The sequence below is a fragment of the Saccharopolyspora sp. genome (assembly GCF_017434145.1).
Taxonomy (GTDB): Bacteria; Actinomycetota; Actinomycetes; order Mycobacteriales; family Pseudonocardiaceae; genus Saccharopolyspora_C; species Saccharopolyspora_C galaxeae.
In genome coordinates, this window is sequence record NZ_JAFRFW010001032.1 from 1 (window position 1) to 10,675 (window position 10,675).

The following is a 10,675-nucleotide window of genomic DNA, read 5'->3' on the forward strand; positions in this document are numbered from 1 at the left end:
ATGTCGACGACGGCGCCGACCCGGTCCGGCAGCGCGGCGTGCTGCGGCGGCAGCAGCGGATCGCTGCGTTCGGAGATGTGCGCCAGCACGGCGGCCCACAACCCGTCGGCGTCGCCGAACTGGTGCTGCACGGTGCCCCAGGTGACGCCCGCCTCGCGGGCGATGAGGTTCGCGCTCACGCCTTCCGAGCCGTCGGCCAGGCAGCGGATGGCGACTTTCAGCAGCGTGCGCCGCGTCTCCAGGCCCCTGCGGTTGAGCCGCGTGCCTTTCGCGCTAAGAGTCATGCGGACCACCTCGCAAGCTGCACCTCCGGGCTCACGCCGAGCCCGCGGCGTGCAGCCCGGCGCGGCGGCCGAAGAACGAGCCTTCGCCCAGCTGGACGCCGGAACAGTAGCCGTTGCCGTCCTGCGCGATGTTGGACGCGCAGGCCCCTGCGGCGTAAAGGCCGGGCACGACCGAGCCGTCCGCGCGCTGCACCTGCGCATCGACGGTGGTCCGCATCCCGCCCAAGGTGAACCCCGCGTACAGCGCGTGCCCCAACCGCAGGTCGAAAACCGCCCACGGGCCGGTGTCCTGGGCCGCCAGCCACTTCGGGCTCTTGTGGAAGTCCGGGTCCTCGCCGCGCGCGGCGTGCTCGTTGTAGCGGGTCAGCGTCTTCACCAGCGAACCGGACGGCAGGTCGAGCCCGGACTCCATCTCCTCGACCGTCTCGAAGCCGTCCAGCAGCGGAACCAGCGGGTCCTTCGGCTTCGCCTCGTGCTCGACGTCGACGATCAGGTAAGCCGTCGAATCGGGCTGCGCCAGCACGTGATAGCTGGTCCGCGCGTGGTAGGAGTCCTCGGCGACGAACCGCTCGCCGAGCTTGTTGACGATCAACCCGGTCGCCAGCTGACCGGGCGGGTAGAACGGCGCGGTGATGAACGGCTGCGCCATGTGCTTGAGCTCGGCGCCCGCTGCCTCGCCCAGCTTGATCGCGGTCCCGTCGTCGTAGCTGGAGCCGAGCGTGAACAGCTTGGCTCCCAGCGCGGGGGTGTGCTCGGCGACCATCCGCTCGTTCATCACGAACCCGCCGGCGGCGAGCACCACCGCGGACGCCCGGACCAGGCCCGTTTCGGAGAACCGCCGCCAAGCCAGCCCGAGCACGCGGCCGTCCTCCTGCTGCACCAGCGCGGTCGCGCCGGTGTCGAAGCGGACCTGCACCCCCGCCTGCTCGATCTGCTCGCGCAGCAGGTCCATCACCAGCTTGGCGCCCTCGGTGTCGCCGGGCACCGGGACCTTGTGCCCGCGCGGTGCCGCAACGGCCTGTTCGCGGAACGGCCAGACCTGCTCGTTCCCGGTGTACATCAGCCCTTCGGTGCCGGGCTGGATCACCGCCTTCTCGGCGAAGTAGGAGCGCTCGAAGTGGACACCGAGCGACTCCAGCCAGTCGAAGTGCGCCACCGAGCCGTCGCAGTAGGCGCGGATCTTGTCCGGCTCCGGATCGCGGGACACGGCCAGCAGGTACTTGTACATCTCCTCCGGCGAGTCCTCGTGCCCGGTGGCCCGCTGCACCGCGGTACCGCCGCCGAGGTAGAAGTGCCCGCCCGCCATGGCCGTTGTGCCGCCGTGCGTCGCGGCGCGTTCCAGCAGCAGCACCCGCGCACCCGCGCGCGCGGCTTCCAGCGCGGCGCAGCCGCCCGCGATGCCGAAGCCCACCACGACGACGTCGAAGTGCTCGGCCTGCTCCGGGATGGCGGACGGGGGTAGGACCTCGGGCACGCTGACTCCCTTCCGCGCGGTGCGCAGCTCGACTGCCCGGTTTCCGGGCGGTGCCAAGTCGTTTCCTTGGGCAGCCACCAGACGCTTGCTAGGGTCATTGAAGCACCTATGACAATGCGCCGTCGATCCGTCGCCTCCCGATGGGCCTCGCCGCCGGGTTCCGGCTGCTGCTGCGGAAAGGAATTCCCTTGCGACACGGCATAGTGCTGTTCACCAGCGACCGCGGGATCACCCCGGACCGGGCCGCGAAAGCCGCCGAAGAGGCCGGGTTCGACACCTTCTACGTCCCGGAGCACACCCACATCCCGATCAAGCGGGAGGCCGCGCATCCCGGCACCGGCGGCGCGGAGCTGCCCGACGACCGCTACCTGCGCACCCTCGATCCGTGGGTCGGGCTGAGCGCGGCCGCGGCGGTGACCTCCCGGATCCGGCTGGCCACGGCGGTGGCGCTGCCGGTGGAGTCCGACCCGATCACGCTGGCGAAGACGATCGCTTCGCTGGACTGACTCTCCGGCGGCCGGGTCACGATCGGTGCGGGCTTCGGCTGGAACACCGACGAGCTCGCCGACCACCACGTCCCGGCAGGCAGGCGGCGCACCGCGCTGCGCGAGCACGTCGAGGCGATGCGGGCGCTGTGGACGCAGCAGGAGGCTTCCTACTCCGGCGAGTTCGTCCACTTCGGACCGTCGTGGGCCTACCCGAAGCCCGCCCAGGCGCACGTCCCGCTGCTGATCGGCGCGGGTGCGGGGCCGAAGACGTTCGCCTGGATCGCCGCGCACGCGGACGGCTGGATGACCACTCCCGCTGAGCGGGACGTGCGCGCGAACGCGGACCGGCTGCGCGCGGCCTGGGCCGCGGCGGGACGTCCCGGTGCGCCGGAGATCCACGTGCTCGCGACCGCGAAACCCACTCCTGAACTGCTCGGGGAGTGGGCGCAGGCCGGTGTCACCGAAGCGATCTGGGGCTTGCCGGACAAGCCCGCCGACGAGGTGGTGGCCTTCCTCGGGCGGCACGCGGCCCGCCTCGGCATCGCCTGATCCCTTGTGCGGGGCCGGGCCCGCACGCATAATGGACACCTGTCCAATCAACTGTCCGCCCGTGAGCGAACGGACCGCTCGTCCCAATGGATCGGGCGAACGGTCCGTTCACTCGATGCTCACGCCGGCGCGAGCACAGGCTGGAGGGGCCCGATGGGCGGCTTCACCCGCACCGAGATTGAACGGTTCTGGCAGCGCTGGCTGGACGCCACCCGCGAGGCCGAACGCCGCCGCGACTGGAAACCGCTGGCCGACCACTACGCCGAAGACGCCACCTACGGCTGGATGTACTCGCCGGACGAGCACTTCATGGCGGTGGGGCGCGAGGAGATCCGGCAGTACGCGCTCGGCACCGAGATGGCCGGGCTCGACGGGTGGCACTACGACTACGTGGCCACCGTCATGGACGAGTCGAACGGCATGGTGATCGGTTTCTGGAAGCAGCGCGCCGGGATCACCGACGACGACGGCCGCGAGTACGAGGTGCCGGGCATCGGCGGCAGCTGGTTCGGCTACGGCCAGGACTCCGCGGGCAACGGCCGGTTCGAGTGGCAGCGCGACTGGTTCGACCTGGGCGCCGCCGCGCGGACCTTCCTCAGCCTGGCCGAATCCGGGAAGGCGACGCCGGGGCTGCTGGAGCGGATGAAGACCGACAGCAAGTCGCAGCCCGGGCACTACCGGCCCGCGGACCTGCCGTCCACGGTGTGGCCGCCGGTGGTCGAGGAGGGGGCGCGGTGAGCCTCGGCGCAGTGTCGGACCTCGGCTCGCCGCAGCCGCGGCAACTCATCGACGGCAGGCTCACTGCCGGTTCCGGCGGGCGGAGCCATCCCGTGCTGAACCCTGCCGAAGGCGTCGAGATCGGGAGGGCGCCCAGCGCCACGGCCGACGACGTCGACGACGCGATCGGCGCCGCGCGCCGCGCATTCGACTTCGGCGAGTGGGCCACCTCCCCGGAATTCCGCATCCGTTGCTTGCGCCAGCTGCACTCGGCATTGGTCGAGCACGGCGCGGCGATGCGCGCGTTGACGACGGAAGAAGCGGGTGCGCCCGCGTTCCTGACCGCGGGGCCGCAGTACGACGTGCCGGTGGAAAGTCTCAAGTGGACGGTCGAGATGGCCGAGGGCTACCCGTGGTGCACCGACCTGGGAGTCGCCGAGCCGATGGGGATCGCCACCCGGCGCACCATCCGCCGCGAGCCGGTGGGCGTGGTCGCGGCGATCACGCCGTGGAACTTCCCGAACCAGGTCAACCTGGCCAAGATCGGCCCGGCGCTGGCCGCGGGCAACACCGTCGTGCTGAAACCGGCGCCGGACACGCCGTGGGTGGCCGCCGAACTCGGGCGGCTGGTGGCCGAGCGGACCGACATCCCGCCCGGCGTGTTCAACGTCGTGACACCGCACGACGACGCGGTAGCGGCGCTGCTGACCACCGATCCGAGGGTGGATCTGGTTTCGTTCACCGGATCCACGGCCACCGGGCGCGCGATCATGGCCGCCGCGTCCACGACGCTGGCGAAGGTTTTCCTGGAGCTGGGCGGGAAATCCGCCGCGATCGTGCTCGACGACGCCGACCTCGGCGCCGCGGTCGGCGCGACCGCCTTCGGGGTCTGCGTGCACGCCGGGCAAGGATGCGCGCTGACGACCCGGCTCGTCGTCCCGCGGGACCGCTACGACGAGGCGGTGGAGATCGCCGCACGCACGATGCGCAAGATCGGCGCGGGCGATCCGCGCGATGCGGGCACGATCTGCGGGCCGGTGATCTCGCAGGCCCAGCGCGACAGGGTCTTGGACTACCTGCGGCTCGCCACCGAGGAAGGCGGCACGTTCGCCACCGGCGGCGGGATTCCGGCGGGCAAGGACGCGGGATTCTGGATCGAACCGACCGTCATTTCCGGGCTGCGCAACGAAAACCGCGTGGCCCGCGAGGAGATCTTCGGGCCGGTGCTGGTCGTGCTGGCGCACGACGGCGACGACGACGCGGTGCGGATCGCCAACGACTCGCCGTACGGGCTGTCCGGGTCGGTCGACAGCGGCTCGATCGAGCGCGCGCGCAACGTCGCGGCCCGGGTTCGCACCGGGACGCTGGCCGTCAACGGCGGGCTCTGGTTCAGCCCGGACGCGCCGTTCGGCGGGTACAAGCAATCCGGCATCGGACGCGAGATGGGTGTGGCCGGGTTCGAGGAGTACTTGGAGACCAAGTTGTTGGCGGAACCGGCGTGACCGCCGGCGGGTTACTTGGCGGAACCGGCGTGACCGCCGGCGGGTTACTTGGCGGAGCCGGCGTGACCGCCCGGGAATTCGATGGCGGAGTCAGAGGGACCGCCGGGGAATTCGGCGGCGAGGCCGCCGGCGGTTTGCCGACCGGGATGGCGGGAGCGGGCATGGGAAAGCGGTTCGACGGCAAGGTCGCCATCGTCACCGGCGCGGCGCAGGGCATCGGAGCGGCCTACGCGCAAGCGCTCGCGGCCCACGGCGCGTCGGTGGTGATCGCCGACCTCAACGCCGACGCCGGGCGAACCTGCGCCAAGTCCATCGAGAGCGACGGCGGGCGAGCGATGTTCGTGCGCACCGACGTCTCCTCCCCGGATTCGGCCGCCGAACTGGCGGCGCGCGCGACCGAGGAGCTCGGCGGCATCGACCTGCTGGTCAACAACGCCGCGATCTACGGCGACATGGAGTTCGACCTGCTGCTGACCGTCGACTGGGACTACTACCGCAAGTTCATGAGCGTGAACATGGACGGCGCGCTGGTGGTGACCCGCGCGGTGCACCCGCACATGCAGCGGCGCGGCGGTGGCGCGATCGTGAACCAGAGCTCCACCGCGGCCTGGCTCTACTCCGGTTTCTACGGGCTGGCGAAGGCGGGCGTGAACGGGCTGACGCAGCAGCTCGCGCACGAACTCGGCGGCATGAACATCCGCGTCAACGCCATCGCGCCGGGACCGACCGATACCGCAGCCACCCGCAACCAGGTCGGGGAAGCGGCCGCGGACCTGGTGCGCGGGCTGGCGATCAAGCGGATCGGGCAACCGGCGGACATGGTCGGCGCCTGCCTGTTCCTGCTGTCCGAGGAGGCGTCGTGGGTGACCGGGCAGATCTTCAACGTCGACGGCGGCCAGGTGATCCGATGAGCGCGGTCGGGTTCGCCGGTCTCGGCAACATCGGCAAGGCGATGGCCACCAGGCTCGTGGACCGCCCCGGTGGCCTGCTGGTCTTCGACATCGCGTCCGAGCCGGTGGCGCAATTGCGCGCGGCGGGAGCGAAGGTCGCGCGGGACGTGGCGGAACTGGCGGCGCAGGTGGATCTGCTGTGCGTCATGGTCCGCGACGACGACCAGGTGCGTTCGGTCCTCGCCGAGGTACTGCCCGCGGCCCGCGACGGACTCGTCGTCGCGGTGCACTCCACGATCGCCCCCGGTACCCCTGCGGAGCTGGCCGAACAGGCCGCCGAGCACGGCGTCGCGCTGGTGGACGCGCCGGTCAGCGGCGGTCCGATGGGAGCTGCGGACGGCAGCTTGGCGATCATGGTCGGCAGCCCCGAAACCGCCTTCGCCACCTGCGCCGAGCCGTTCGGCCGGATGGGCGGGCAGGTCGTGCACGCGGGCCCGATCGGCGCGGGAACCAGGATGAAACTCGCCAGGAACCTGCTGCACTTCGCATCGTTCACCGCGGCCGCGGAGGCGCAGCGGCTCGCCGAAGCGGCCGGGCTGGACCTGGTCGAACTCGGCCGGGTCGTGCGGCACACCGACGGGATCACCGGTGGACCAGGCGCGATCATGCACCGCGACACGGCCGCGCCGCTGGCCGACGGCGACCCGTGGGTGGGGATCTTCGAGCACGTCCGCGCGCTGGGGGAGAAGGACCTGCGGTTCGCGATCGAGCTGGCGCGGGAGCTGGGCGTCGACGTCCCGCTCGCCCGGCACGCGCTCACCGGCCTCGGGCCAGGACTGGGGCTCTCCGCACCGCCCGCGCCCCCGCGGGAGCAGTGAGCGAACGGACCGTTCGTCCAATCTAGCGGGACCAACAGTCCGTTCACCTGGGAAGCCGCGAGCAGTGAACGGACCGTTCGTCCGAACAGATCGGGACAACAGGCCGTTCGCTCCGGAACCGCACCACCGGAACGGAAGAAGGCGTGACATGCCGAGATTCGATCCCCATCCGCAGCGGCGCCCGGCCATCGTGGCCGGGGCGTCCTCCGGCATCGGCACGGCCACCGCGCAGGCGCTGGCGACCGCCGGGCACCCCGTCGCGCTCGGCGCCAGGCGGGTGCAGCTGTGCGAGGAGATCGCCGCGACGATCCGCGCGGGCGGGGGAGAGGCGATCGCCGAACCGCTCGACGTCGCCGACACCGAGTCGGTGCAGAACTTCGTCGCCGCCGTCGAGGACTCGCTGGGGCCGGTGGAGACGGTCGTCTCCGGCGCGGGCGACATCGATGCCGCGCTGATCCACGAGCAGGACCCGGAGACCTTCGCCAGGCAGGTCGAGGTGCACCTCGGCGGCCCGCAGCGGTTGGCGGCGGCGATCGTGCCGTCGATGGTGCGCCGGCAGCGCGGCGATTTCGTGTTCATCAGCTCCGACGTGGCGCGCACCCACCGCCCGCGGATGGGCGGCTACGTGCCCGCGAAGGCCGGGCTGGAGGCGATGGTGCAGACGATGCGGATGGAGCTGGAAGGCACCGGCGTGCGCACGTCGCTGGTGCGTCCCGGGCCGACGAAGACCGCGATGGGCACCACCTGGAAGGACGAGGTCGCGACCGCGGTGCTGGAGGACTGGGTGCACTGGGGACTCGCGCGGCACCCCTACTTCCTGCGCCCGTCCGACGTGGCAGCCGCGATCACCGCGATCGTCGGCACCCCGCGGGGTTCGCACCTGACGATGGTGGAGGTCGAGCCCGAAGCGCCGCTGCGAGAACGACCGGAGGGCTGAAGCGGCGGACTCGTCCGGCGACGTGACCACCGCGAACATCCGTCATTCCCGGTGAACCCGCCGAGGAGCGAATTCGGCGTTACTGCCCGCCCGGGGCGGCCTCGTTCCCGGATGGCCGCGTGCCGGGCGGGTTCTCCGCGCATTTCCGCCGGATGCGGTACCTGCATCCAGGCGGATTCGTCGGGTGCGTGGCACTCCTTCGGGGAAATCCCGTGGGAAATGAATTGAGGGGTTTCCCCGTGTCATGCCGACAGTGCCCGCTCGTCTGCCCGGCCGCGAATAGTCTTCCCAACGTAATCAGATTTCGAGCGGAAGGAACCACTCATGCGTATCCGCAACACCGTTGCCACCCTGGCCTTGTGCGCGGCGGGAATGTCCGTGCTCGGTGCGGGCACCGCCGTCGCCGAAGAAGTGGTGGGGCACTTCGACACGGCCGAGCAGTGTTCGGCCGAGCTCCAGCGGCTCGCCGACCAGGGTGACCCGGGTCCGCTGATGTGCGAACCGACCACCGATGATGACAACGGCCCGCAGGTCCTCGTGCGTGGCTGAGCCCGGTACTCGAAACCGATCCCCCGCCGTGCGGCGGGGGATCGGTTTTCGTCGGTGCAGAAGGGGAGTATTCCGGAAACGGCCGGTTCCGCTCACTTCGGGCCCCGGTTCGGGCGGTGCGGCGCACAGGAGCCGCGGCGGAAGCTGGGGCTGCGTCGCTCCGGGCGTCGAAACCCCGAAAACGCGGGGAACCGTCCGGTCGCGAGGGATTCAGCGGCCGCGGTCGATTCCGGCGCGTGCGCGAAGCGAATGGCCGGCACGACGAAGCGACTTTCCCGGTCTGAGCTCGCGCTACCGGGCAGCGGTGCGATTCGCACCCGCGAGAACCCGCCCGAGAGCTTGCGCAACCGTTACGGCTGCGAGGTCTTCGGCGGCTCTTGAGTCGTCAAGGCCAGATCGCTCTCGGGCGGATCCGCCGGTTTCCCGGCAACCCCCAGCGTGCGGTCGCCGCCGCCCCGCCGACAGAGGCGAAAGTCCTGGCGGCGCCGGACCGCGCTCAGCGGCACGGACCGCGCCCCGCGACTCCGCGTAGCATCCCGGTGGAAGCTCGAAGGCGTACAAGAAGAGGAATGCTCGTGAGGTTGCGTAACGTCGTTCCGGCCGTGGCGCTGTGCGCAGTGGGAGCGTCCGTGGCGGTGCTGGGCGGCGCGTTCGACACGGAGCTGGTGAGCGAGGAACCCACCAGCGCCGCGTGCAAGCACGAACTCACCCGGCTCGCCCACGCGGGCTTCCCGGAGTCGCTGTCCTGCGAGCCGGTGCGCGACGACGACCCGTCCGGCCCGAGCGACCTCCTGCACGGCTGAGCCGACCCGATCAGTCGTCGCCGACGCCCCGCGCCGCGAGCGCTTCCCCGAGTTCGTCGGCGTGGCGCAGGGTGCGCACCAGGAACGGGATGGCGAAGGCGGAGACCGAACGGTCCGCGTCGCGAGCGCGCTGGGCTTCGCGGGTCTCCGCCGCGATGGTCGAGAGCACCGCGATGGCCTGCATCGTCAGCCCCACCAGCAGTCCGGCCCGCTCCGGCCGGACGCCGAACCGCCGCAGCGGGCGCAACCCGCGCTCGACGGCGCCGACCATGTCGTCGACCCGGGTGGTCAGGGTGAACAGGTTCGCCGCCGCCAGCGCCGCGAACAGCCGCAGCGCCACCACGATCGCCTGATCCAGCCCCAGCAGCCACCACTGCAACGCGAAGATCACCGCCAGCAGCGGGACCAGGAACCGAGCCAGCCGCCAGCAGCGTCCCGGCGAAACCCGGGCGACGAGGTAGCCGAGCAGCACCGCGCCCGCGAGCACTCCGAGCGGAGCCGGCGCGGCGAACACGAAGATCAGCACCGCGAGCGCCAGCAGCGCCAGGAACTTCACGCCCGCCGGAACCCGGTGCAGCGGGCTCGTTCCCGGCTCGTACAGCCCGAGCGGGTTCATCCGGCCAGCTCCCGATACCGCGTCAACGCCGCGTCCGGCGAGTCGTCGGCGGCCACCTGTCCCCGGTCGAGCACCACCACCCGCTCGAAGTCCTCCAGCAGGTGCAGGTCGTGCGTGACCAGCAGCACCTGCTGCGGCAATTCCCGCAGCAACTCCATGAAGTGCCGCTTGTTGCGCAGGTCGAGCAGCGTCGTCGGCTCGTCGCAGACCAGCACGTCCGGTTCCAGCACCAGCATCGAGCACAGCGCCAGCAGCTGCTTCTGCCCGCCGGAGAGCTGGTGCGCCGGGTGCTGCTCGTACCCGCCGAGGCCGTGCTGCGCGAGCACTTCGGCCGCGCGCCGCTCCCGCTCCGCTTTCGGAATTCCGCGGCGCCGCAACGAGAACGCGACGTCCTCACCGGCGGTCGGCATCACGATCTGGCTGTCCGGGTCGGTGAACACGAAACCGACGCGCTTGCGCACCGCCCGCCCGTTCTTCGCCGGGTCCAGCCCGTCCACCAGCACGCGGCCCCGAGTGGGCGTGACCAGCCCGTTCACCATCCGCGCCAGGGTGGACTTGCCGGAGCCGTTCGCACCGACGAACGCCACCCGCGGTTCGCACAGCCGCAGGTCGACGCCGGTGAGCACGGAGTGCTCGCCGTAGGAGTGCGCGACGTCCTCGAACTCGATCAATCCACTCGCTCCCACGCGGTCGCCACGCCCAGCCCGCCGCCGGAGGACAGGGCCGCCACTCCGGTGCGCGGCCCGTTCTCGCGCACCATGCGGCTGAACAATCGCACCACCAGGACCGCGCCGGACGCTCCCCAGGGGTGCCCGAGCGCGACGGCCCCGCCGTCCGGGCTGATCGTGCGCTCGTCCAGCCCGGCCGCGTCCGCGCACGCCAGCACCTGCCCGGCGAAGGCTTCGGTGAACTCCACCAGCTCCGGCCGGTCCTGCAGCACGGCCTGCAAGGCGGGTACCGCGCCGAGCCCGAGCCGGTTCGGGTCCAC

At 71.5% G+C, this 10,675-nt stretch carries 10 protein-coding genes and 3 pseudogenes; 8 read left to right on the forward strand and 5 right to left on the reverse strand.

Features of this window, described 5'->3' with window-relative positions; genetic code table 11:
* Positions 1-284 (reverse strand): annotated as a pseudogene (locus IJH84_RS28220) (TetR family transcriptional regulator); the annotation flags it as partial.
* A gap of 31 nt (positions 285-315) precedes the next feature.
* A complete protein-coding gene (locus IJH84_RS28225; RefSeq protein ID WP_295150991.1) occupies positions 316-1,758 on the reverse strand; it encodes an FAD-binding protein in 1,443 nt (480 codons plus the stop codon).
* 188 nt (positions 1,759-1,946) lie between these two features.
* Here IJH84_RS28225 and IJH84_RS28230 point away from each other — a divergent pair.
* From IJH84_RS28230 to IJH84_RS28265, 8 genes and pseudogenes are all read left to right on the forward strand, one after another.
* Positions 1,947-2,795, forward strand: a pseudogene (locus tag IJH84_RS28230) (LLM class F420-dependent oxidoreductase).
* A 153-nt stretch (positions 2,796-2,948) separates the two neighbouring features.
* Positions 2,949-3,533 (forward strand): nuclear transport factor 2 family protein, encoded by a 585-nt coding sequence (locus IJH84_RS28235; RefSeq protein ID WP_295150993.1) that lies wholly within the window; start codon positions 2,949-2,951, stop codon positions 3,531-3,533.
* A complete protein-coding gene (locus IJH84_RS28240) occupies positions 3,530-5,014 on the forward strand; it encodes an aldehyde dehydrogenase (protein ID WP_295150995.1) in 1,485 nt (494 codons plus the stop codon). Before IJH84_RS28235 ends, IJH84_RS28240 begins: the two co-directional genes overlap by 4 nt.
* A gap of 62 nt (positions 5,015-5,076) precedes the next feature.
* On the forward strand, positions 5,077-5,925 hold the full coding sequence (locus IJH84_RS28245; protein ID WP_295150997.1) for an SDR family oxidoreductase: 849 nt from the start codon (positions 5,077-5,079) through the stop codon (positions 5,923-5,925).
* A complete protein-coding gene (locus IJH84_RS28250) occupies positions 5,922-6,782 on the forward strand; it encodes an NAD(P)-dependent oxidoreductase (protein WP_295150999.1) in 861 nt (286 codons plus the stop codon). Before IJH84_RS28245 ends, IJH84_RS28250 begins: the two co-directional genes overlap by 4 nt.
* A 148-nt stretch (positions 6,783-6,930) precedes the next feature.
* Positions 6,931-7,719, forward strand: a complete 789-nt coding sequence (locus tag IJH84_RS28255) for an SDR family oxidoreductase (protein WP_295151001.1) — start codon at positions 6,931-6,933, stop codon at positions 7,717-7,719.
* A gap of 324 nt (positions 7,720-8,043) precedes the next feature.
* A complete protein-coding gene (locus IJH84_RS28260) occupies positions 8,044-8,268 on the forward strand; it encodes a hypothetical protein (protein WP_295151003.1) in 225 nt (74 codons plus the stop codon).
* 575 nt (positions 8,269-8,843) lie between these two features.
* Positions 8,844-9,071 (forward strand): hypothetical protein, encoded by a 228-nt coding sequence (locus IJH84_RS28265; RefSeq protein ID WP_200072709.1) that lies wholly within the window; start codon positions 8,844-8,846, stop codon positions 9,069-9,071.
* Between the two features lie 10 nt (positions 9,072-9,081).
* Here IJH84_RS28265 and IJH84_RS28270 read toward each other — a convergent pair whose 3' ends face one another.
* From IJH84_RS28270 to IJH84_RS28280, 3 genes and pseudogenes are all read right to left on the reverse strand, one after another.
* Positions 9,082-9,687 (reverse strand): energy-coupling factor transporter transmembrane protein EcfT, encoded by a 606-nt coding sequence (locus tag IJH84_RS28270; protein ID WP_295151014.1) that lies wholly within the window; start codon positions 9,685-9,687, stop codon positions 9,082-9,084.
* Positions 9,684-10,358 carry an energy-coupling factor ABC transporter ATP-binding protein gene (locus IJH84_RS28275; RefSeq protein ID WP_295151016.1) on the reverse strand — a complete coding sequence of 225 codons (675 nt, stop codon included), beginning with the start codon at positions 10,356-10,358 and terminating at the stop codon, positions 9,684-9,686. Before IJH84_RS28275 ends, IJH84_RS28270 begins: the two co-directional genes overlap by 4 nt.
* A pseudogene (locus IJH84_RS28280) lies at positions 10,355-10,675 on the reverse strand (thiolase family protein); the annotation flags it as partial. The gene IJH84_RS28275 and the pseudogene IJH84_RS28280, both read right to left, overlap by 4 nt.

Excerpts from the sequence above, each read along its gene's own strand:
- IJH84_RS28235 (WP_295150993.1), top strand. The coding sequence starts at position 2,949 with ATGGGCGGCTTCACCCGCACCGAGATTGAACGGTTCTGGCAGCGCTGG.
- IJH84_RS28250 (WP_295150999.1), top strand. The coding sequence starts at position 5,922 with ATGAGCGCGGTCGGGTTCGCCGGTCTCGGCAACATCGGCAAGGCGATG.
- IJH84_RS28255 (WP_295151001.1), top strand. The coding sequence starts at position 6,931 with ATGCCGAGATTCGATCCCCATCCGCAGCGGCGCCCGGCCATCGTGGCC.
- IJH84_RS28260 (WP_295151003.1), top strand. The coding sequence starts at position 8,044 with ATGCGTATCCGCAACACCGTTGCCACCCTGGCCTTGTGCGCGGCGGGA.
- IJH84_RS28270 (WP_295151014.1), bottom strand. The coding sequence starts at position 9,687 with ATGAACCCGCTCGGGCTGTACGAGCCGGGAACGAGCCCGCTGCACCGG.